The organism is Kribbella sp. NPDC051620, from assembly GCF_044453825.1.
Classification (GTDB): Bacteria; Actinomycetota; Actinomycetes; order Propionibacteriales; family Kribbellaceae; genus Kribbella.
The window spans coordinates 1,008,746-1,031,216 of sequence record NZ_JBITDB010000003.1; the positions used below are offsets into that span (position 1 = coordinate 1,008,746).

Below are 22,471 nucleotides of genomic sequence, written 5' to 3' on the forward strand. Positions count from 1 at the left end.
CTCTCAGAAGAACTAGCCTTTGACCCCGGATTCGAGGCTGGACGAGATGAAGCGGCGCTGGAAGACGATGAACAACCCGACCGCCGGAGCGGCCAGCACGCAGGCCCCGGCCAGCACGGCGCCGAACGGGTTCGCCGCCCGTGCCGACACGGTGGTCAGGTAGTTCGACAAGGAGACCGCCAGCGGTTGCAGGTCTTGTTGTTTGGTGATCAGGAACGGCCAGAGGAACTCGTTCCACGGCCCGATGAAGGTCAGCAGTACGCCGGTGAGCAAGGCCGGCTTCACCAGCGGGATCGCCACCCGCCAGAGGATGTTCAGCTCGTTGGCCCCGTCGATCCGGGCCGCGTCGAACAGCTCTTGCGGCAACTGCAGGAAGTACTGCCGGAAGACGAACACCGCCGTCGAGTTGATCGCGAAGGGAGCGATCATGCCGAGGTACGAGTCGGCCAGGCCGTAGCTGCGGACGATCATCACGTACAAAGGAATCGTCAGCAGCTGGAACGGAACCACCTGGACGAGCAGCATCAGGTTGAACACCATCCCCCGGCCCCGGAACTGCAGCCGTGCCAGCGCATAGCCGGCCAGCACCCCGAAGACGAGCGTGCCGAGGATGACGCCACCGGTGAAGATGCCCGAGTTCAGCAACGACTTGCCAAGATGGATCGCCGCGTTGATCTCGGCGTAGTTGTGCCCCGTCAGGTTCGACGGGTCAGGGAATGCGCCCTTGATCGACGGATCCGGCTCCGCCTGCAGCGAGCCGATCAGCATGTAGTAGAAGGGAAACAGGAAGACGAACGCGCCGACCAGCAGGAGCACGAACCGCAGCGGAGACTTGTTTCTCATCGGTCCTCCCGCCCCACGAAGCGGCGTTCGACCACGGCCAGCAGCAGTACGCCGATCACGAGCAGCACTCCGATCGCGGAACCGATGTCAGGATTCCCCTGCTCGATTCCCTTCTGGTACATGATCAGCACCGGCGAGGCCGAGTGACCGTCCGGACCGCCGCCACCCGTGAGGAGGTACGGCTCGGTGAAGAGATTCGCCCCGGTCACCGTGGCGAGCAGGACGACCAACGTGGTCGCCGGCCGTACCCCCGGCACGGTGACGTTCCAGAACGACTTCAGCCGCCCGGCGCCATCCATCGACGCCGCTTCGTACAGGTCCTTCGACACGTTCTGCAACGCGGCCAGGTAGAGCAGGATGAAGAATCCGAGCTGCTTCCAGGTCACGTACAACGCCACGGTCGGCATCGCCAGGTTCGAGTTCACCAACCAGGACGGATCCGGCGCGAGCGGACCGAGGACCGAGTTGACCAGGCCGTTCGAGTTGAACAGGAACAGCCAGACCCCCACCACGGCGACGCTCGCCGCGACGTACGGGACGTAGTAGCTGACCCGGAAGAACGTCCGCCAGCGGATCGCGCTGTTCAGGGCGTAGGCCAGTACCAGCGACAAGATGACGGTCAGCGGGACGTTGATCACCAGGAAGATCCCGACGTTCACGAACGAGCGCCGGACGGCGGGATCCGACAGTACCGTCGCGTAGTTCGCGAAGCCGACCCACGGCCGGTCCACGATCGCGCCCGGCGCGGTGAAGAAGTAGTCGTGGAACGACATGTAGACGGCGAAGCCGAGCGGATAGGCGAAGATCACCGCCAGGAACACGACGTACGGCGTGACGAACGCGGTACCGATCGGCTGCTTGCCCAGTACTGCGGAAAAGCGGCGACTCATGATCCGGCAGCGAGCTGGTCGACCTTCTGGACGGCACCGTCGAGGGCTGCGCCCGGGTCCTGCTGACCGAAGATCACGGACTTGGAGTACGCGTCGCGGAAGGTCTGCCAGATCGCGATCGAGTTCGGCACGTTCGGCACCTCGACCGTACGAGCCGCCTGGTCGGCGAACTGCTTGTAGTCAGGGTTCTTCGCGAAGTACTCCGGATAGGCGCCGGCCACGTCAGCGCGCAGCGGCATCTGACCGGTGCCCTGCAGCAGTTTGCCGTCCTGCTCCTTGCTGGTGGCGAACTTCAGCACATCCCACGCCGTGCCCCGGTTCTTGCACGCCGAGTACATCGCAACGTTCTTCGCATCGCTGAACGTGTACGTCTCGCCGGCCGGCTTACCCGTCGGGGTCGGAACCGGTACTGCGCCCCACTCGACCTTGCCCTTGTACGTCGCGATGGCCCACGGACCCACGATCGCCATCGCCGCGGTGCCGTCGACGAACGAGTCACCCGTGTACTTCTCCTGCGACGCGAGCTTGTCGGCGTACAGCGTCCGCCAGAACCCGGCCACCTTCTTGCCCTCCTCCGACGCGAACTGGGCCTTGCCGTCGGCAACGAGTTGCTTGCCGCCCGTCTCAGCCGCGAACAACGGGTAGAAGTCGAACCAGGACTGGTAGAACTCGTTGCTCGGCGCCGGGTAGATCGCGAACTTCGCGGCCTTCGACGAGACCAGCTTGCGCGAGGTGGCGAGGAACTCGTCGTACGTCGACAGTGCCGGCTTGGCCGGGTCGAGTCCCGCCTTGGTGAAGGCCTTCTTGTTGTAGAAGATCATCACCGGGTTGTCCTTCCACGGCAGCTGGTAGTACTTGCCGTCGGTCGACTTGTACTGCTCGGCGACCTTGCCGGACCGCTCCTCGACGTACGACTTGCCGTCACTGAAGCTGTCGAGCGCCACCAGGCCACCCTGCTTCTGGAACTGCGAGACGGACGCCGGCGAGGTGTTGAAGATCAGGCAGGGCGCGTTGCCCGCGGTGATCGCGGCGCCGATCACCTCTTCGGAGCTCTTACCCGTCGGGATCTCCTGTGCGGTGACCTTCTGGTCCGGGTGAGCCGTGTTCCAAGCAGCCACCATCTGCTTGCCCCAGGCCACTTCCTCGGCGTTGTTCGACAGCCAGACGGTGATCTCGCCACGAGCCTGGGCGGCCTCGTCGGCGCTGCCACCGCCGCCTCCGCTGCCGCAGGCCGTAGTGCCGGCCAGGCCGAGGGCCACTACAGCGGCCATGACTTTGCGTTTCATGAGTCCTCCAGGTTGGCAGTTGAACGCCGGATGATCAGACGGGCCGGCGGCAGTTCCACATCCGGTACTGCGCTCCCGTCGCCGTCGATGAGCTGGTTGAGGGTGCGCGCCGCCGCCTCGCCGAAGGCGTAGGGATCGGCGCGCACGGTGGTCAGACCGGGATGGACGAACTCGGCGAGCTCGCTGTCGTCGAAGCCGGCCACGCTGAGGTCGTCGGGCACCCGCAAGCCGGCTTGTTGCGCGGCGCCCAGGCCCGCGATCGCCATCCGGTCGTTGGCGTAGACGATCGCGGTCGGCCGATCCGGCAGGGCGAGCAACCGCTTGGTCGACTCGATCCCGCCGACGGCGGTGAAATCGCTGATCTCGATCGCGGCAGGCTGCAGACCTGCCGCGGCGAGGGCAGAGACGAAGGCCTCGGTACGGGCCGTCGCGTGCACGAAGACCTGCGGACCGGCGACGTGCGCGATCCGGCGATGGCCGAGCTCGAGCAGGTGCTGGACGACCGCGATCGTGCCCGGCCGGTCGTCCAGACAGACCGCGGGGAAGGGCGAGGGACCCTCGGGGCGGTTCAGCGTGACGGCCGGCAGGCCGAGCGAGGTGAGCAGGTCGATCCGGGGATCGTCGTGCCGGAGGTCGGAGAGGAAGACCCCGTCGACGCGCCCGTCCTGAGCGAGCCGCCGGTACCCGGCCTCCTCACCCTCGCCGGGTGCGACGACCTGGAGGACGAGGGCCTGCCCGCGCGGTGCGAGCACGCTCTCGACCCCACCGATGAAGGCCGGGAAGAACGGGTCCGAGGACAGTACGGCCGGGTCCCTGGTGATCACCAGGCCGAGCGCGAACGCCTTCGAGACCGAGAGCGAACGGGCCCGGTTGCTCGGCCGCCAGCCGAGCTCGTCGGCAGCCGCCAGGATCCGGTCGACGGTGGTCTGCGCCAGCCCGGGGCGGCCGTTCAGCGCGAACGAGACCGCGCCCTTGGAAACGCCTGCGCGGCTCGCGACATCCGCGATCGTCGGCCGTTCCTTGCTCATCTGCGTCCTTCGGTGAGTGTTTAAACCGGTTTAATGGCTCACTAAACCGGTATAAACGGTCGGCGTCAAGAGTTCGGGCTGGATGCACGGGAATGCGCTAACCGAAGGTTTCCGCGCACTCGTTTGCAGTTTCTCTTGACGGTGCGTCACCTGGTCGCTTAACTAAGCCATCAGCGCCGGGCCACCCAGCCCCCGCTGCAGTGACGCACCCAGCCGGTAGCGAACGCAGTTCGGAGTCCGGTTTTCAGGCGCCAGGGCGACGGCCCGAGGCGGGGTAGCGTCCCCAGGACCGATGGAGCAAATCGTGTCCCGTTCCAAATTGATCGCAGCCGCCGCGGCCGCCGCGATCGCAGCCGCTACCGCCCTCATCCTCATGCCGACGGCCGCCGAAGCGGCCGTCACCCGTCCGCCCACCCACGCCAAGTTCGACTACCAGATCGGTGGCGCCTACACGCCACCCGCCGGTGTCCAGGTCGTCACCCGCGACCGGACCGCCTCCCCGGCCGCCGGCCTCTACAACATCTGCTACGTGAACGCCTTCCAGGTCCAGCCCGGCGAGCAGGGCCAGTGGGACTCCGACCTGCTGCTCCGCGACGCCTCCGGCAACCTCGTCATCGATGAGGACTGGGGCGAAGCGCTGCTCGACATCCGGGGCGCCAAGGCCGCCCGCGTCGCCGCCAAGGTCAACGGCTGGATCGACGGCTGCGCCGCCAAGGGCTACAAGGCGATCGAGCCGGACAACTACGACAGCTACGAGCGCTCCAAGGGCCTGCTCACCACGGCCCAGGCGCGGACGTACCTGAAACTGCTGGCCGACCACGCGCATCTGAAGAACCTGGCCATCGCACAGAAGAACACCGTCGACCTGGCGCAGTACCGGACCAGTGTCGGCCTGGACTTCGCGGTCGCCGAGGAGTGCGGCCAGTACAACGAGTGCGGCGACTACGTCGACTACTTCGGCAACAACGTCATCGTGATCGAGTACACCAACGCGGGCCGTACGAAAGCCTGCTCCGGCTTCGGATCCACGTTGAGCATCGTCCAGCGCGACGTCGACGTCTCCACGCCCGGTACCAGCGGTTACGTCCGCAAGACCTGCTGATCACCCTCCCAGAAGCCCAGCCCTAGGGGTAACCCATGTCTGCACCAACCCGTCGCGACATCCTTCGCTTCTCCCTCGCCCTGGCCGCCGTCGGCACTCTCGCAGCCTGCGGCAAGTCAAGCGATGACGAGGCAGCCGGTGGCGTCGTCACCGTCGATCTCTGGCACGGCCAGACCGACACCGGCAAGAAGGCGCTCGATGCCTTGATCAAGCAGTTCAACGACACGCATCCACAGATCAAGATCGTCGGCGGTGGCGGTGGGGTGACGGCGGACAGCATGCTGCAGAAGGTCACCGCTGGCCTGGCGGCGGGGTCCTTCCCGGATATCGCGTACATCTTCGGGTCGGACCTCGCCAGCATCACCCGCAGCCCTCAGGTGGTGGACCTGTCAAGCACGGTTGACCTCAAGGACGCCTGGCCGGCCGCCCGCGACGCCGTCACGGTCAAGGGCAAGGTCCGGGCGATGCCGGCCCTGCTCGACTCGCTCTGCGTTGTCTACAACAAGAAGCTCTTCGCCGCGGCCGGGGTGCCGGAACCGAAGGCGAACTGGACCTGGGACGACTTCGTCAGCACCGCCCAGCGGCTGAACAACCCGGCCAAGGGCATCTTCGGGACCGGCTGGCCGGGCGTCGGCGACGAGGACACGGTCTGGCGGCTCTGGCCGATGATCTGGGACCTCGGCGGCGACGTGGTCACCGAGGACGGCAAGTCGGTCGCCTTCGACAAGGTCGGCGAGCAGGTGCTCGGCACGCTCGACAAGCTGCGCTCCGACAAGTCCCTGTACATCGACCCCAAACCGGGCAGTGAGCAGCTCTACCAGGTCTTCCTCGGCGGCCGGATGGCAATGGTTGCCACCGGCCCCTGGCAGCTCCCCGATGTCCTTGACAAGGGCATCGACTACGGCGTCGTACCAATTCCCACCTACTCCGGTAAGCCCGTCACCATCTCGGGTCCCGACACCTGGACCGTGTTCGACAACGGCAAGGCGCGGGTCAAGGCGGCGACCGAGTTCGTGAAGTGGCTGAACGATCCCCAGCAGGACGTCCGTTGGGACATCCAGGCCGGCAGTCTCCCGGTCAGCACGACGACGGCCGCCCTGCCCGCGTGGAAGAAGCACGCGACGGCGACGAAGGGGTTGCAGGTGTTTGTCGATTCGCTCCAGACAGCGCGAGTACGGCCGACGATCACGCAGTACCCGCAGATCTCGCAGCATCTCGGTGAGGCGACGGTCGCCGTGCTGCTGGGCAAGAAGTCGCCTGCCGACGCGCTCGGTGAGTGCGTCAAGGCATGCAACGCTCTGCTGGCTGTGCCGAGCTGATGGCCAGCGTCGTCGGTACCTTCACGATCGACCCTCGAGCGCGGCGGGCGGCGGCGAAGCGGCGTACCCGGGGTGAAGGGGCGACCGCCTGGGCCTTCGTGAGTCCGTCCGTGCTGATCATCATCGGGCTCAGCGTCGTACCGGTGCTGTGGTCGCTGCTGTTGTCGTTCCAGTCGAACGATCTGGTCTCGCCGAGCTCGTGGGTCGGGCTGGCCAACTACAAGGCGCTGGCGGCTGATCCGGCTTTTGCGTCAGCTGTTGAGCACACGTTGCTCTACACCGTGTTGTATGTGCCGCTCAGCGTGGTCGGCGGGTTGGCGATCGCGTTGATGCTGGATCGGCAGATCCGGTTCATCAGTCTCTACCGGACGTTGGTGTTCGTGCCGTTCGTCGTCTCGGCGGCCGCGCAGGGGGTGCTGTTCTCGTTCGTGCTCGACCCGGAGTTCGGGGCGGCCAACTCGGTGCTGCACAAGCTGGGGCTGCCGGCGCAGGGCTTCTTCAGCGATCCGGGGCAGGCGCTGTATCTGCTCGTCGCGATCTCGTTGTGGAGCGGTACCGGGTTCTGCGTCATCGTCTATCTCGCGGGGCTGCAAGGGGTGCCCAACGAGTTGGTCGAGGCGGCGCGGATCGATGGGGCGGGGCGTTCCGGCGTACTGCGGCACGTGGTGCTGCCGACGCTGACGCCGGTGACGATCTTCCTGGTGCTGTTCCAGACGATCAACGCGTTGCAGGTGTTCGATCTGGTCTTCGTCACCACGAAGGGCGGGCCGCTCGGCTCGACGACCGTGATCGTGTACTTCATCTGGGAGAAGGCGTTCAAGACCTTCACGGCCGGCTACAGCGCGGCCGCGGCGTACGCGCTGGCCGTCGCGTTGCTCGTCATCGGGCTCGCCTTGCAGATCTACCGCCGGAGGGTCGCGCGATGAAGAGACTGCCCTTCAGTCCTTGGCATCTCGTACTGGCGCCGCTGGCTGCGTTGTTCGCGTTGCCGCTGCTCTGGCTGCTGGTCAGCTCGGTGATGAGCAATGCGGAGATCAACCGGTTCCCGCCGGCACTGATTCCTTCTGGCATCAAGCTGGACGGGTATCGCTTCGTGCTGGGAAACGCGTTGTTCCCAAGGTGGTTCCTCAACTCGTTCATCGTTTCGGCGGTCGCGGTGAGTGCCAATCTGGTGCTCGGGTCGCTGGGCGGGTATGCCTTCGCGCGGATGCGGTTCGCCGGGTCGAAGCTGATGCTCGGGCTGATGCTGGCGACGATGGTGATCCCGTTCCAGCTGACGATGATCCCGACGTTCCTGGTGATGAAGGAACTCGGGCTGATCGACACCCTCGGCGCGCTGATCGTGCCGTCGCTGGTGACGCCGTTCTCGGTGTTCCTGTTCCGGCAGTTCTTCGTCTCCTTGCCGCGTGAGCTGGAGGAGGCGGCCTGGCTGGACGGCTGCGGGCGGCTGCGGATCCTCGTGTCCGTTGTACTTCCGCTGGCCAGGCCTGCGCTCAGCACGGTCGCGGTGCTGACGTTCCTGAGCACTTGGAACGACCTGACCTGGCCGCTGATCGCCATCAACCACGACACCAACTACACGCTCCAGCTCGGCCTGACGACCTTCCAGGGCCAGCACCACACCCAGTGGGCGGCGGTGATGGCGGGCAACGTCATCACGGTCGTGCCTGTGTTGCTGGGCTTCCTGCTGGCCCAGAAGGCGTTCATCCGCTCGCTGGCTTCTACCGGACTCAAAGGTTGATACATATGAAGTGGGACCTACTAGTAATCGGCGACGCCGACTCTGCCGGCATCCTGGCGAGTGGCGCGGCGCGGCTTGGGCTCAGCGCTCAGGTCTCGGCCCAACCAGATGATTTGCTGCAGTCGACGCGGCATCTGCATGCGACCTCGTTCTACGGGACGCCCAAGCTGGCATCCCGGCTGGCGGTCATCTTCAAGGACGCGAAGAACCACAAGGCGTCTACATCTCTCGCCATCGATGACGACCCGTCGGGGCGCTGGGACCGCGTAGTACTGGACGGGGTGTTGCGGGTGACCGACGTACTGCTCCTCAACGCTGCTGCGGCCCATGCTCTGACAGGACATCCCGTACTGGCCGACGCGGCCGGCATCCTGGCTCGGCGTGGGCCGCTGGTGGTGGTACGGGATGGTGCTGCTGGGGCGCTGACTCATGACGGGTCGAAGGTGCGATCGGTCGGTGGCCTTGCGGTGGAGGTCGGTGGTCTTGCTGTGGACGCGGCCGGCGACGGCTTCGACGCCGGGTATCTGGCCGCCATGCTGCGCGGGCTCGGCCGGGATCGGGCGTTGTCGATCGCCGTGGAGAGTGCGCGATGACGAAGATCGCGTTCATCGGCGCTGGGAGCGTCGTCTTCACCCAGGGGTTGCTGGCTGATCTGTTCAGCTTCAAGGATCTCGGTGAGCTGCGGATCGCCTTGCATGACATCGATCCTGAGCGGCTCGCCACTGCGGCGGGGGCTGCGGCCGCCATCGCTGCTTCGTTGGGGGTTTCGCCGCGGATCAGCGCGCATCTCGATCGGCGCGCGGCGCTGGACGGGTGCGACTTCGTGATCAACATCGTCCAGGTGGGGATGAACGAGGCCACCCGTATCGACTTCGAGATCCCGGCGCGGTACGGAGTACGGCAGACGATCGCGGACACGCTCGGCGTCGGCGGGGTGTTCCGGGCACTGCGGACCTTCCCGGTACTGCGGGGGCTGGCGGCCGACATCGCGGAGCTCTGCCCGGATGCGTGGCTGCTGAACTACACGAACCCGATGGCGATGAATGTCTGGTACCTGTCGGCGCTCGGCGTACGGAATGTCGTCGGTCTGTGCCACTCGGTCTACTGGACGATGAACGACCTGTCGGCGCTGGTAGGCGTGCCTCTGGGCGAGGTGTCCTATCTGGCTGCCGGAGTCAATCATCAGGCGTGGGTGCTGCGGTTCGAGCACCAGGGGCGCAATCTGTATCCGGTACTGGACGAGGTCATCGCGCGGGACCCGGAGCTGGCTCGGCGGGTGCGGGTGGACATGTACAAGCGGCTCGGTCACTACCCGACGGAGACGAGCGAGCACTCGTCGGAGTACGTGCCGTGGTACCTGCATGACGCGTCCGAGGTGGAGCGCCTGCGGCTGCCCGTCGGCGACTACCTGCGAATCGTCGAGGAGAACGTCGCCCTCTACGAAGGCACCCGCGACGCGCTGAAGTCCGGCGACCCGCTACCGGTCGAAGGCACGATGGAGTACGCCCCCCAGGTCATCCACAGCATCGTCACCGGCACCCCCCGAACCATCTACGGCAATGTGGTGAACACCGGCCTGATCTCCAACCTCCCCGACGGCGCGGTAGTCGAAGTCCCTTGCCTGGTTGACTCCCTGGGCGTCCAACCCACCTCAGTAGGCGCCCTCCCACCCCAATGCGCGGCGTTGAACCGCGCCTACATCAACGTCAACGAACTGGTCGTCAAAGCCGCACTCGAAGACGACCCCCGGGCCATCCGTCAGGCGATGATGGTCGACCCCGCAACGTCCGCAGCGCTGACCGCACCGGAGATCTGGGCGCTGGCGAACGACCTGGTAGGTGCTCACAGCAACTATCTGGCACCGGCGCTCCGCACTAAACTCTCCTTGTAACTGCGGCGGGCGGCTGCGCCGCCCGCCGCGGTTGGTCAGGTGAGGTCTGCGGCGGTGCGTAGGTGGGTTTTGTAGGTGGCTAGGTGTTCGACCACCTCTGCCGCGGTAGTGGTTGAGTGGAGGGCTCCTACGCCTTGGCCGGCGTACAAGGAGGCCGCCGTCGGGTCGGCAGCTCTGGTGGCGGTTACGTACTGGTTGTGGCCTTCGTCGTCCGACTTCAGGGAGTCTTCGCGGCCTTCCCAGGTGTCGTAGAACGTGTTGCGGAGGGCTCGGCCGCCGTATTCGTCGGGCCAGCCGGCTCGGGAGGCGGCGTCGAAGACCGTGCCGTAGACGGTGTCGGTTTCGGTGGCTTCCATCAGGCGTTGGCGAGACGGCTCGGGGGTCAGGGCCTCTTCGCAGGTGAGGAAGGCGGTGCCTATCCAGCCTCCGGCGGCGCCAGCAGCCAGTACGGCGGCCAGTCCTCGGGGTCCTGAGATTCCGCCTCCGGCTAGTACAGGGAGGTCGGTGAGGTCCAGGATCGCCTGTAGCAAAGGGAGAGTGCCGACCGAGTTACGCCCATGCCCACCGGCCTCGGCGCCCCGGACGACGATCGCGTCGACTCCGGCGTCGATCGCCTCGCGGGCGTCGGCGACCGTGCCGGCCTGGGTGGCGACGACGATGCCGGCCGCGCGCAGCGGTTCGACGTACGGGCTGTAGTCGCCGAAGCTGAGCGAGACGAGCGCGGGCTTCAACTCGAGCACCGCCTCGAGATGCTCAGGATGGTCCTTCACCGACCACGCCATCAACCCGACGCCGTACGGCCGGCCAGACTCCGCCGCGATGGCTCCTTCAGTACGGATCCACTCGGCCGATACCGCCGACCCAGCTCCGAGCATCCCGAGCGCACCCGCCGCCGAGATCGCGCCGGTCAGCCGTCCGCCGCTCACGTTCGCCATCGGCGCGCCGACCACCGGCACCGACAACCCGAACGTCTCGGTCAACCAGGTACCCATCGGTCCACTTCCTCTCAAGACAACGGCGAAGGCCCGCCCCCGAGCAACAGGGGCGGGCCTTCGACGGTACCTGCGATCAGTTCTTGTAGACGTCCGATGCCGGGTCGCCGTGGCAGCGCTTGTACTTCTTGCCGGAGCCACACGGGCAGACCGCGTTGCGCGGCGTACCCGGGTATTCCAGCGAACCGCCCTCGACCGCGTCGGCGTGCACCGAGACCTCGTCGTCGCCGTCGATCGTCGGCGCCGAGTAGGTCAGCCGCTGCGGGCGGCTCTCGGTGGACAGGCCCTTGGCGCGCAGCTTCGGGGTGTCCTGCGGCCGCGGCGAGTCCTGCGGACGGTCCTCGTCGACGGCCGCCTGCCGGCCCGGGAACTCGGCGACCGGAGCGCCCGGCACCAAGATGTCCTCGGCCTCGGTCTCCTCCAGCTCGGCCAGCTCCGCCTGCGCGGCCAGGTCGGCCTGCATCGCCTCGATGTCGACCTCGACGTTGAAGATGAACGCGACCGACTCCTCCTTGATGGACTCCATCATGGCGGCGAACATGTCGTAGCCCTCGCGCTGGTACTCGACCAGCGGGTCGCGCTGTGCCATCGCGCGCAGGCCGATGCCCTCGCGCAGGTAGTCCATCTCGTACAGGTGCTCGCGCCACTTGCGGTCGAGCACGCTCAGCACCACCCGGCGCTCGAGCTCGCGCATCGCCTCGCTGCCGAGGCTCTCCTCGCGCCGCGCGTACGCCTCGCGGGCGTCGGTGATGAAGGTGTCGATCAGGAAGTCCTGGGTGAGCCCGGTGCGGTCGCCGCCGGCCTCCTCGATCAGCTCGGCCTCGGTGATCTCGGTCTGGTACAGCGTCTTCAGCGCGGTGAACAGCTGGTCGAGGTCCCAGTCCTCGGCGAACCCGTCGGCGGTCGCGCCCTGCACGTAGCCGGTGACGGTCTCGTCGAGCATGTCCAGTACCTGCTCCTGCAGGTCGGCGCCCTCGAGCACCCGGCGGCGCTCGGCGTACACGACGTGCCGCTGCCGGTTCATCACGTCGTCGTACTTGAGGATGTTCTTCCGGGTCTCGAAGTTCTGCGCCTCGACCTGGGACTGCGCCGACGCGATCGCCTTGGTGACGACCTTGTTCTCCAGCGGCACCGTGTCGTCGTCGTTGCGCGACATCGCCCAGTCGACCATCTCGCGCTTGAACAGGCGCATCAGGTCGTCTTCGAGCGACAGGTAGAAGCGGGACTCGCCCGGGTCGCCCTGCCGGCCGGAACGACCACGCAGCTGGTTGTCGATCCGGCGCGACTCGTGCCGCTCGGTGCCCAGCACGTACAGACCGCCGGCCTCGCGAACCTCGACCTGCTCGTCCTTGACCAGCTTCTCGAACTTCTCCAGGACCTTCGGGTACTCCGCTTCGTACTCCTCCGCGGACTCGACCGGGTCGATGCCGCGGGCCCGCAGGTCCTTGTCGGCCAGGTGCTCGGGGTTGCCGCCGAGGATGATGTCGGTACCACGGCCGGCCATGTTGGTGGCCACCGTGACGGCGTTCTTGCGGCCCGCCTCGGCGACGATCGCGGCCTCTCGCGCGTGCTGCTTCGCGTTCAGCACCTCGTGCGCGATGTTGCGCTTGCGGAGCTGGTTGGACAGCCGCTCGGACTTCTCCACGCTGGTGGTGCCGACCAGGATCGGCTGACCGGTCTCGTGCCGCTTGGCGATGTCCTCGACGACCGCCTCGAACTTGGCCTCTTCGGTGCGGTAGATCAGGTCGCGCTGGTCTTGCCGGACCATCGGCTTGTTGGTCGGGATCGGGACGACGCCGAGGCCGTAGATCTTGGAGAACTCGGCCGCCTCCGTCATCGCCGTACCGGTCATCCCGGCCAGCTTGCTGTACAGCCGGAAGTAGTTCTGCAGCGTGATCGTCGCCAGCGTCTGGTACTCCTCCTTGATCTCGACCTTTTCCTTGGCCTCGATCGCCTGGTGGAGTCCCTCGTTGTAGCGGCGGCCGTGCAGGGTCCGGCCGGTGTGCTCGTCGACGATCAGCACCTCGCCGTCGACGACCACGTAGTCCTTGTCCTTGCGGAACAGGTCCTTGGCCTTCAGCGCGTTGTTCAGGTAGCTGATCAGCGGGGTGTTGGCCGACTCGTACAGGTTGTCGATGCCGAGCCGGTCCTCGACCTTCTCGATCCCGCGCTCGAGGATGGCCACGGTGCGCTTCTTCTCGTCGACCTCGTAGTCGGCGACCGGGCGCTGGTCCTCGGCGATCTTGTCGTCGGCGAAGCGCGGCTTCAGCTGGTTGGCCAGGTTCGCCATCTCGACGTACCAGCGCTGGGAGTCCTCGGCCGGGCCGGAGATGATCAGCGGGGTCCGGGCCTCGTCGACCAGGATCGAGTCGACCTCGTCCACGATCGCGTAGTTGTGCTCGCGCTGGACGCAGTCCTCGATCGAGTTGGCCATGTTGTCGCGCAGGTAGTCGAAGCCGAACTCGTTGTTCGTGCCGTAGGTGATGTCCTTGGCGTAGGCGATCCGGCGCTCGGCCGGCGACATCTCCGGCAGGATCACGCCGTAGTCGAGACCGAGGAAGTGGTACACCCGGCCCATCCACTCGGCCTGGAAGCGGGCCAGGTAGTCGTTCACCGTGACCACGTGCACGCCCTTGCCGGACAGCGCGTTCAGGTACGTCGGGAGGGTGCCGACCAGGGTCTTGCCCTCACCGGTCTTCATCTCGGCGATGTTGCCCAGGTGCAGCGCGGCGCCACCCATGATCTGGACGTCGTAGTGGCGCTGGTGCAGGGTCCGCTTGGCCGCCTCGCGGACGACCGCGAAGGCCTCCGGCAGCAGGCCGTCCAGGGACTCCCCGTTGTCGACGCGTTGCTTGAAGTCGGCCGTCTGGGCGCGCAGCTCCTCGTCGGACATGCCGGTGAATTCGTCCTCGATCGAGTTCACCACCTTGGCGATGCTCTCGAGCTTGCGAACGATCTTGCCCTCGCCGATCCGCAGTAACTTGTCGAACGCCTTCATCGTGGGGGGTCCACTCCTTGACTGTGCAGCCTTCAATGCGGCGGGTGCCTGACCGTGCTCATCCGGTAACGGACACAACACAGCCCGCCCGCCTGGCGGGCGTCACCCATGGTACTGGGCGGCGAGCGTCATCCCACGCCCCGGCGTACGTCGCACCCTCCCCCCACCCACGAGCGAGCCCCCCAAAAAGTTCCAGTACTACGCCCCGCCGCGGGGCGGTGGAGGCCGAGCCGATCACCCAGAACCGGGGTGGAGTGCCATGGTGCAGGCGCACACGGCGCACGCCCTCCGCTTCTTCCCCGGAGCGAGGCGGCGGAGCCGCCGATGCTCCGGCAGTCGGTTACTGGGCGCGGAGGGCGACGCTCAGGGCTGGGGACAGGTCTCCGCCGCCGACTACTCGGACTTGGTCCAGTCCTAGCCAGGACGCTAGCTGGACTAGTTCGGCGGCTAGTTCTTCGGGTGTTTCTACTGGGGCGCCGGGTTCGGCGTGGGCCGATTGGACCAGGAGGACCCCAGCGGTTCGATCTGACTTCAGGTCTACTCGGGCGACGAGGCGGTCGCCTAGGAGGAAGGGGAGGACGTAGTAGCCGTAGACCCGCTTGTCGGCGGGGACGTAGATCTCGATGCGGTAGCGGAAGTCGAAGAGGAACTCGGTGCGGGTGCGCTCGAAAACCAGCGAGTCGAAGGGGCTGACCAGGCCGCGCGTGTTGACCCGGCGCGGCAGCTTCGCGTCGCGGTGGAGGTACGCCTGGCGCTTCCAGCCCTGGATGGTGACCGGCAGCAGCTCCCCCTCCTCGACCAGCTCGGCGATCGCCTGAGCGGTCGGGGCGGGCGACGTCCGGAAGTAGTCCTTCAGGCATTGCGCGGTCGCCACCCCGTGCGCCCGCGCCGCGATCGACACCAGCCCGCGATGGGCTTCCTCCAAGCTCGGCGTCGGTGTGGCAACCACCGCTGCCGGCAATACCCGCTCGGGAATGTCGTACATCCGCTCGAACTGCTGGTTCCGCCGCGCCACCGTGATCTCACCCGCGAAGAACAGGAACTCCAGCGCCCGCTTCACATCGGACCAGTTCCACCCCCAGTTGGTCCGGTCACGCTCCACGTCGTCGTCGATCTCCCGCGCGGTCAGCGGCCCATGATCGCGTACATCCGCCAGCACCTGCTTCACCAGATCCGGCCGCTCGACCGCGATCGACCGCGGCCCACCCCACGCCTCGGTACTCGCCCGAGCCATCCGCCACCGCATCAGCGGATGCGTCTCCACCGGGATCAGCGACGCCTCATGCGCCCAGTACTCCACCAGTTTGCGCGGAGACTTCCCGGCCGCCCGGTCGAGCAGCTCACGCGGGTACGGTCCGAGGCGGGAGTACAGCGGCAGGTACTGCGCCCTGCTCAGCACGTTCACCGAGTCGATCTGGATCAGCCCGATCCGCCCGAGCACACGCGTCAGCGCCCGCATGTCCGGCACCCCCTTCGGGCGCGGATCGGTGAACCCCTGGGCGGCGAGCGCAATCCGCCGGGCCTGAGCCGTCGACAACACCTCGCTGATCACCCCACGAAGTCTGCCGGACCCCACCGACAAAAACTCATCGCCCAGAGTCCTGTACGCCGATGACCACCAAATACTCAGCAACCTCCGGAGCGGCGCCCGGTGGCAGCAGCCCCCGCGTCCACAACTCATCGACCACCCGGAACCGCCCATGCTGCATCCGGCTCACCACAATCGCCGCCGCCTGCTTGCCGGTGATCCCGGGCAGGGCGTCGATCAGGTCGGCAGGAGCGTCGTTGAGATCGATCAGCCCGCCGTCGTCGTACTGCCGAGGCAGGTCGGGCCGGCCGATCCCCAGACTCCGCGCCAGAGCAGGCTGCTCAGCGGCCAACTGCCGCGCCTGACTCCGCCGCAGGGGCTCGACCGAGAGCCCGGACGCCTGCGGATGACCCACCCGCGGCGGCTGCTGCGCCTGGAGGAAGTACGGGTTCTGCTTCGGCCTGCTGTAGGTAGGACTGCCGATCACCATGGCGGCCTGGACGGCGCACAGCACGCTCGCGACCAGGTAGCCGAGGGTGGCGAAGGCCTGACCACCGCTGAGCGTGGCGGCGTCCGACTCGAGCACGTAGAAGACGTAGAACAAGACGACAGCCAGATAGCCCACTGCGGAGAGCCCGAGCAACGCATTGCGCCGCTTGATCGCCAGCACACCGATCACCAGCCAGCCACCGAACCCGATGGTCACCACCGGTACCGCCGCACCGAGCAGCTTGAGCACCACCCGCTTCCACCGCGACGGCTGCTGCGGTTCCTGCGATACGTACGGCGCTATGCCAGTCCCCATCAGTCCCTCCCCCTGTCCGGTCAGAGTGTAGGGATCGGGGCGGTCATAACTTTGGAGTTACCGGAAGTGAGAGGTGTGCTACTTGGGGTAGCCGGGAGAGGGTCCGGGTAGGCCGCGCCGCCCGCGCGGCCCCTATCACCCTGGAGTGTGAGGCATGGCAAGACTTGTTCGCGCCGTTCTGGCGGCTGGTGTCCTGACCGCGGCTTCCATCGGCGCCGTATCCGCGTCCGCCGCCCCGGCACCGGAAGGGCCGCCCGCGCCGATCGTCGGTGGCGACGTCGCCCACACGGCCGACTTCCCCTGGGCGATCCAGCTGTCGAACAGCGGCTCGCCGGTCCCGTCCAAGGAGTACTGCGGCTCCACCCTGGTAGCGGCGAACAAGATCGTCACGGCGGCGCACTGCTCCGACCAGGCGGCCAGCACCTACACGGCGATCCAGGGCCGGGACGTGCTGACGGACAAGTCGACCGGCAAGGAGTCCAAGATCAGCAGCATCTGGGTCGACCCGGAGTACGGCAAGTCGCCCGGGCACGACGTCGCGGTGATGACGCTGGCCACGCCCTTTACCGGCGTACCGACGCTCGCACTGGAGACCAGTACCGCCGCAGACACGGCAGGCGCGCCCTCCGTCGTCTACGGCTGGGGCGAGACCGAGGGGACCGGCCCGGCCGACACCTTCCTGAAGGTGGAGGTGCCTGTACTCGGCGACGCCGTCTGCGAGAAGGCCTACGCGAGCGAGGGCTACACCGGCGCCGGGGAGATCTGCGCCGGCTACGACCAGGGCGGCAAGGACTCCTGCCAGGGTGACTCGGGCGGCCCGCTCGTCCTGAACGGCCGCCTCTTCGGCGTCGTCTCCTGGGGCATCGGCTGCGCCGACGCCGGCAACCCTGGCGTCTACGCCGAGGTGGCCGCCTACGCCACCGAACTCCAGGCCCAGATCGACGGCTAGCTCTCCAGCACACAATGAAGGGCCCGGTCGGCGAGGACCGGGCCCTTCATCTTTGTGGATCCTCCCGAAGTCAGACGGCCAACCGGATCACGCCGTAGTCGTAGCCACGGCGGCGGTAGACGACGCTCGGCTGGTTCTCCTCGGCGTCGACGAACAGGTAGAAGTCGTGGCCGACCAGTTCGAGCTCGTAGAGCGCCTGGTCCAGCGACATCGGCTTGGCGGTGTGGGTCTTCTCGCGCATCACCAGCGGGCCGTCACCGGTCACCGTCAGCGAGCCGAACTTCTGGGTGGTCACCTCGTCCTCGGCGACCGGCTCCACCGGCGCCGCGGCGGCGCCGTTGTCGGACAGCTTGGCGGCGATGTGCCGCAGTCCTTCGGGGGCGTGCTGGCCGGTGTGCACCCGGCGGCGGTCGGCGGCCTTGCGGACCTGGGCCTGGAGCCGGTCCAGCGCGACGTCGAAGGCGGCCTGCTTGGTCTCACCACAGGCTTCGCCGCGGACCACCGGTCCCTTCGTGTACATGGTGAGCTCGACGCGCATCGCCCGGTCGTGTTGTCGCGGGTTCTTCTCCTGGCTGACTTCTACTTCGCATCGCAGTACCCGGTGATCGACCTTCTCGATCCGCTCGAGTTTTTCCTCGACGTACTGCCGGAAGCGGTCACTGACCTCGCAGTGATGACCCTTGACAACGACGTCCACGGAAACCTCCATCGATCGGCGACTCTGTTACGTCTTCGGACCCCCGTAACCACGGTTCGGATGCCCGAAACGAGAACACCCGCTGTCCGGCCCGGCGAACTCCGTGGGAAGGAATCCGGCTGATCCGGTCCTCGCCCACATCCTCGTTCGACAAGCCCAAGCGGGTGTCATACGCCAACGCTAGTCGGCTTCCGCGAAAACCGGTAGGGAAGTTCTCATGAACCAGACGCCGCCCGTCGCCGGGTCGCGGCCAGTACCGCGCAGCCGAGCACCGGAATTCCCCGTGATGCCAAGGCGCGGCAGGCCTCGGCGAGCGTGGATCCGGTGGTCAGCACGTCGTCGACCACGATCACCGGTTGATCCGTCAGCCTTTCAGCCCAGCGCGAACGAGCCGCGAAAGCCCCGGCCAGGTTGGCGGCACGCTGCTCAGCGGACAGTCCGGCCTGGTCCTCCGGCCGCCGTACCACGGCCAGCGCGTCGGCCCGGCGCACGTCGTACCCACGTTTGCGCAACTGCCGAATCGCAACCGCCGTCATCCGCCCGAGCGGGTCATGGCCGCGCTGCCGGACCGTCGACGGCGACGATGGAACCGGGCACAGCCACGCGGCACGCCCGGGTTCCAGGACAGCCTCGACTGCACCGGCGAGCGCCTCACCCAGCGGGCGGGCCAGCGAGTACCGGCCGTCTTCCTTGTGGGCAAGGATCAGCGAGCGCACGACCCCGGCGTACTCCGTCGTGGCCGTTGTCGGACGCAACCAGACGGGCACCGGCTCGGGCCAGGCCCGGTACGGCGTACTGACGGCAAGGGCTCGCCCGCAATCGGGGCAGGGCGACACCCCTGGGCGGCCACACCCTGCGCAGCGCCCGCCCAGCACGAGGTCGACGAGGGCGTCCCGCAGCAACCACCCGGACCACGATCCGCGATCCCCGCCTGGGCCGCAACCGAGGCGGGGCGGCGCTGTGGATAAGTCAGCCGGGATAGACCGGAGTGATCTGGCCTTCCGGCCCCTCGGCCATGTCGACCCAGTTGAGGTCTTTGCCCTGCCAGTGCAGTTGCTTGCCGGCGTCCTGGACTGCCGGCAGGGTGTCGCGGTTCGGGTTGGAGGCCACGTGAATCGTCTCGAACGAACTGCTGGCGCCCGGGATCACCTGCGGCTGCGAACCGTCCACGTTGACCTGCCACGGCCGCGCCCCGTCACGCTTGGGCGAGTTGCCGGCCACCAGGATGCCCGGGTTGTTCCAGGACGCGTCGGTGATGTCCACCAGCGGCAACTGCAACGGCATGAACCGGCTGAGCGTGAGCTTGCTGTCGCTGGTGGCGACCGACGCGGTCATCACCGAGTTGACGCCCTTGCGCTCCATCACCAGCAGCGCCCGGACGCCGTCCGGAGCCATCCGCAGAACGACTGGCCGATTCGCGCCGAAGTTGGTCAACACGTTCGACACCTTGCCGTCCGCCGTGCGGACCCGGAGTCTGGGCTTCGCGCTGTCCGCGCGGTCCAGGATCCACAGGTTGTCCTCACCGTCGAAGCTCGGCCGCAGCACCTTGCCGTCGGCCTCGATGACGGACGGGGGCGCCTCGTTCTTCGGCGCGTCCAGCCGGCCGACGACGACGATCGGGCGGCCGGCCTTGGAGGTGCTGACCACCGCGCCGGTGTCACCGCGAAGGTTCACCGCGAACGACTGTGCCCGGAAGGGGTAGAGCTGGCTGTCGACGATCGCCTTGGCCTCGATGGTCTGGCCGTCGTCCTGCCCCTGGATCCGCTGGATCCTGCCGCCGCGGACGCCGTACAGATCCTTCAGCCGTCCGGTCGGCACCGCCGGGTCGTACTGGGTGAAGTTGGTGTACGACAACTCCTCCGGCCGGTCCGGCAGCAGTGGAGCGCCCTCGACGGTGATCCGCACCCGGGTGGTGATCGGCTGCAGCGTCCAGGTGATCTGGGCGGCCAGTTGCTCGCGGTCGGTCGCATCGGTCAGCGACGAGGCCGTACCACTCAGGGCGACCGTCGCGACGCCTGACTCGACCGGCACCGACACGTCCACGGTGGTGCCGGGCGGTGCGTTGGAGACGACGCTGTTGCCGAGCCGGGTGGTCGGGCCCTTCAGCAGCTCCTGGATGAGCTGGGTCGCCGCCTGGCCCGACGGCAGGTTGCGCGGCAGGTAGACCGGGTCCGGCACCATCAGGTGCTTGGTCGGGTTGAAGAAGTAGAGGGCGTAGGGGGTCAGCCTGGGGACCAACTGGTTGCTGCCCAGGAAGACCCCGGGCGGCGGGTTCGCGACCCGCCACTGGTCCCCGACCTTGATCAGGTCGAAGCCGAAGTCGAGCGAGCTGTCCGGCGGGGCCGGCGTCCACGAGCCGCGACCGTCGATGGTGGCGATCAGCGGAGCCGCCAGATGGAACTTGCCGTCGGCCTCCTTGGCGATCCCCGAGCTGGAGCTCTGGTCGTAGACCAGGATCTTGGACTCGGGTTTCCACGCGTCACCGGCCTCCGGGGTCATGTACTCCCGGGCCACGTCGAAGGCGTTCGAGTCCGACATCGCCTCCACGAAGCCGTTCACGAGCTGCTGCGGGGCGGCGTTGGGCCGTGGTGGCCGCGCCTCGACGCCGATGCCGCCGAGGCCTGGCGCGGGCGCGTCCTGGCTGCTGTTCCGGATCGGGCCCTTGGTCGGTACGGTCGCGCAGCCGGCCACCAGGAGTGCGGTGGCCAGGGCACCGGCGAGCAGTCGGGCCTTCATGCCTCATCACCACCCGTGAGCTTCTGGTACGGCGCGCCGACGTCGACCAGCGACATCTCGCTCACCACTCTCACGGCGTCCGCGGGGCGGGCGGGCAGCGGCGAGCCGGTCAGGGTGACGTCCGGGCGGCGCGGCACGGTCAGGCGGAAGTACGCGCCATCTCCCGGCGATCCCCAGGCGTCCAGTCGGCCGCCGTGCAGCCGGGCGTCCTCCAGCGCGATGGACAGGCCCAGCCCGGTACCACCGGTGGTCCGTGCCCGGGCCGGGTCGGCTCGCCAGAACCTGCTGAACACCATGTCGGCCTCTTCGGGCCGGAAGCCGACACCGTGGTCCCGGACGGCCACTGCGGCGGCATCCTCGTCGTACGCAGTGCTGATCCGGATCGGCCGGCCTTCGCTGTGCTCGATCGCGTTGCCGATCAGGTTGCGCAGGATCCGCTCGATCCGGCGCGAGTCCACCTGGGCGCGGCAAGGCTCGGGCATGTCCAGCTGGACCTCGCAGCCCTTGCGTTCCAGCAGGGTCTCGTGGTTCTCCAGCACCCGGGAGACGATGTCGCGCAGGTCGACGTCCTCCAGGTCGAGGGCGGCAGCGCCGGCGTCGAAGCGGCTGATCTCGAGCAGGTCGGCAAGCAGGCCTTCGAACCGGTTGAGCTCGCCCTGCAGCAACTCGACCGAGCGACGGGTGATCGGGTCGAAGTCGTCCCGGGTCTCGTGCAGCAGGTCGGCCGCCATCCGGACGGTGGTCAGCGGTGTCCGCAGCTCGTGCGAGACGTCGGAGACGAACCTGCGCTGCAGCCTGGACAGCTCCTCCAGCCGGCGGATCTGTTGCTGCAGGTTGCTGGCCATCTTGTTGAAGGAGACAGCCAGGCGGGCCAGGTCGTCGGTACCGCGGACCTGCATCCGCTCCTCGAGCCGGCCGGCGGCGAGCCGCTCAGCAATCCGCCGGGCCATCCGGACCGGGGTGACGACCTGCCGGGTGACCAGCCAGGCGACTGCGCCGAGCAGGACGACCAGTAGGAGCCCGGCGGTGACCAGTGCGCGCTGGACGACGTCCAGCGTCTCCTTCTGCGCAGTCAGCGGGAAGAGGAAGTACACCTCGTACCGCTGGGCGCTGGAGCCTTGCACGCGGAGCTGGGAGCCGATGGCCAGGCCCGGCTCGCTGCGGTTGCCCCGGTAGTCGATCCGCATGTACGTGTCGAACAGCTTCGTCTCGTCCTGGGAGACGGACGCGCGCAGCTCGGGCGGGATCGACTCGCTCTCGACCAGGCCGGTGCTCCGGATCGCGTTCGAGTCGGCGCTGTCGCTCGGGATCAGCACCACTTCGTACAGACCGGGACGGTTCGAACCCGCGACGAGCAGCGAGAGCTTGTTCTGCAGGGTGCCGGGGTCGGCCGCGTTGATCGAGCCGGTCAGCGACGCGAGCTGCGCGACGGCCTCCTGCTTGGCGCTGTCGCGGCGGGACTCCAGGATGCCGTCGGTGACCTGGCTCATCATCACCCAGCCGACCAGGATCAGCACGATGGTCGACATCAGCAGGGTGCCGGTGACGATCCGCGCCTGGATCGAGCGGCGCCAGACGTCCGGCCAGTGCCGAGGATGCGTGCGCCACAGCGGCTGCGGCATGGCATGCCAGTCAGCCCCTGCGGCGGTGAGCTCGATCTCGGTTC

At 67.5% G+C, this 22,471-nt stretch carries 19 protein-coding genes; 7 read left to right on the forward strand and 12 right to left on the reverse strand.

The features are described 5' to 3' along the window. Positions 1-12 precede the first annotated feature (12 nt). Genes ACIA12_RS17685 through ACIA12_RS17700 form a run of 4 tightly spaced genes read right to left on the reverse strand, consistent with a single transcriptional unit; the run spans position 13 to position 4,047 of the window. A complete protein-coding gene (locus tag ACIA12_RS17685; RefSeq protein ID WP_396368053.1) occupies positions 13-843 on the reverse strand; it encodes a carbohydrate ABC transporter permease in 831 nt (276 codons plus the stop codon). Next, a complete protein-coding gene (locus tag ACIA12_RS17690) occupies positions 840-1,733 on the reverse strand; it encodes a carbohydrate ABC transporter permease (protein ID WP_396368054.1) in 894 nt (297 codons plus the stop codon). The genes ACIA12_RS17685 and ACIA12_RS17690 overlap by 4 nt, the downstream gene beginning before the upstream one ends. Further along, positions 1,730-3,019 carry an extracellular solute-binding protein gene (locus ACIA12_RS17695; protein ID WP_396368055.1) on the reverse strand — a complete coding sequence of 430 codons (1,290 nt, stop codon included), beginning with the start codon at positions 3,017-3,019 and terminating at the stop codon, positions 1,730-1,732. The genes ACIA12_RS17690 and ACIA12_RS17695 overlap by 4 nt, the downstream gene beginning before the upstream one ends. Next, the gene (locus tag ACIA12_RS17700; protein ID WP_396368056.1) at positions 3,016-4,047 is read right to left on the reverse strand and encodes a LacI family DNA-binding transcriptional regulator; all 1,032 of its coding nucleotides are present in this window, start codon (positions 4,045-4,047) and stop codon (positions 3,016-3,018) included. Before ACIA12_RS17700 ends, ACIA12_RS17695 begins: the two co-directional genes overlap by 4 nt. A 304-nt stretch (positions 4,048-4,351) precedes the next feature. Between ACIA12_RS17700 and ACIA12_RS17705 the strand changes: the two genes are divergently transcribed. From ACIA12_RS17705 to ACIA12_RS17730, 6 genes are read left to right on the forward strand one after another with little or no spacing between them, the layout of a single operon-like run. Then, complete coding sequence (locus ACIA12_RS17705) at positions 4,352-5,149, forward strand: endo alpha-1,4 polygalactosaminidase (protein ID WP_396368057.1); 798 nt, start codon at positions 4,352-4,354, stop codon at positions 5,147-5,149. Between the two features lie 35 nt (positions 5,150-5,184). Then, positions 5,185-6,468: an ABC transporter substrate-binding protein gene (locus tag ACIA12_RS17710; protein WP_396368058.1), complete on the forward strand. Its 1,284-nt coding sequence runs from the start codon at positions 5,185-5,187 to the stop codon at positions 6,466-6,468. After that, positions 6,438-7,394: a carbohydrate ABC transporter permease gene (locus ACIA12_RS17715; protein WP_396368059.1), complete on the forward strand. Its 957-nt coding sequence runs from the start codon at positions 6,438-6,440 to the stop codon at positions 7,392-7,394. The genes ACIA12_RS17710 and ACIA12_RS17715 overlap by 31 nt, the downstream gene beginning before the upstream one ends. Further along, positions 7,391-8,209 (forward strand): carbohydrate ABC transporter permease, encoded by an 819-nt coding sequence (locus ACIA12_RS17720; RefSeq protein WP_396368060.1) that lies wholly within the window; start codon positions 7,391-7,393, stop codon positions 8,207-8,209. The genes ACIA12_RS17715 and ACIA12_RS17720 overlap by 4 nt, the downstream gene beginning before the upstream one ends. Before the next feature lie 5 nt (positions 8,210-8,214). Next, a complete protein-coding gene (locus ACIA12_RS17725) occupies positions 8,215-8,802 on the forward strand; it encodes a PfkB family carbohydrate kinase (RefSeq protein ID WP_396368061.1) in 588 nt (195 codons plus the stop codon). Beyond that, positions 8,799-10,100 (forward strand): alpha-glucosidase/alpha-galactosidase, encoded by a 1,302-nt coding sequence (locus ACIA12_RS17730; protein WP_396368062.1) that lies wholly within the window; start codon positions 8,799-8,801, stop codon positions 10,098-10,100. The genes ACIA12_RS17725 and ACIA12_RS17730 overlap by 4 nt, the downstream gene beginning before the upstream one ends. Positions 10,101-10,135: 35 nt before the next feature. Here the strand turns inward: ACIA12_RS17730 and ACIA12_RS17735 are convergent, their stop codons facing one another. From ACIA12_RS17735 to ACIA12_RS17750, 4 genes are all read right to left on the reverse strand, one after another. Beyond that, on the reverse strand, positions 10,136-11,092 hold the full coding sequence (locus tag ACIA12_RS17735) for an NAD(P)H-dependent flavin oxidoreductase (RefSeq protein WP_396368063.1): 957 nt from the start codon (positions 11,090-11,092) through the stop codon (positions 10,136-10,138). 76 nt (positions 11,093-11,168) lie between these two features. Beyond that, positions 11,169-14,090: a preprotein translocase subunit SecA gene (gene secA, locus ACIA12_RS17740; RefSeq protein ID WP_396368064.1), complete on the reverse strand. Its 2,922-nt coding sequence runs from the start codon at positions 14,088-14,090 to the stop codon at positions 11,169-11,171. Between the two features lie 340 nt (positions 14,091-14,430). Continuing rightward, complete coding sequence (locus ACIA12_RS17745; protein WP_396368065.1) at positions 14,431-15,642, reverse strand: winged helix-turn-helix domain-containing protein; 1,212 nt, start codon at positions 15,640-15,642, stop codon at positions 14,431-14,433. Between the two features lie 34 nt (positions 15,643-15,676). Next, a complete protein-coding gene (locus tag ACIA12_RS17750; RefSeq protein WP_396368066.1) occupies positions 15,677-16,423 on the reverse strand; it encodes a ComEA family DNA-binding protein in 747 nt (248 codons plus the stop codon). A gap of 154 nt (positions 16,424-16,577) precedes the next feature. On the opposite strand from ACIA12_RS17750, the gene ACIA12_RS17755 reads away from it, so the two are divergent. Further along, entirely contained in the window at positions 16,578-17,372 is a 795-nt protein-coding gene (locus ACIA12_RS17755; RefSeq protein WP_396368067.1) for a S1 family peptidase, read from the forward strand. 70 nt (positions 17,373-17,442) lie between these two features. Here ACIA12_RS17755 and hpf read toward each other — a convergent pair whose 3' ends face one another. The 4 genes from hpf to mtrB form a co-directional block, all read right to left on the reverse strand. After that, a complete protein-coding gene (gene hpf / locus ACIA12_RS17760) occupies positions 17,443-18,069 on the reverse strand; it encodes a ribosome hibernation-promoting factor, HPF/YfiA family (protein WP_396368068.1) in 627 nt (208 codons plus the stop codon). Positions 18,070-18,284: 215 nt separating this feature from the next. Further along, complete coding sequence (locus ACIA12_RS17765) at positions 18,285-18,785, reverse strand: ComF family protein (RefSeq protein ID WP_396368069.1); 501 nt, start codon at positions 18,783-18,785, stop codon at positions 18,285-18,287. Positions 18,786-19,038: 253 nt separating this feature from the next. Further along, positions 19,039-20,805 (reverse strand): LpqB family beta-propeller domain-containing protein, encoded by a 1,767-nt coding sequence (locus ACIA12_RS17770; RefSeq protein ID WP_396368070.1) that lies wholly within the window; start codon positions 20,803-20,805, stop codon positions 19,039-19,041. Continuing rightward, positions 20,802-22,427 carry an MtrAB system histidine kinase MtrB gene (mtrB, locus tag ACIA12_RS17775; RefSeq protein ID WP_396368071.1) on the reverse strand — a complete coding sequence of 542 codons (1,626 nt, stop codon included), beginning with the start codon at positions 22,425-22,427 and terminating at the stop codon, positions 20,802-20,804. The genes ACIA12_RS17770 and mtrB overlap by 4 nt, the downstream gene beginning before the upstream one ends. Between the last annotated feature and the right edge of the window lie 44 nt (positions 22,428-22,471).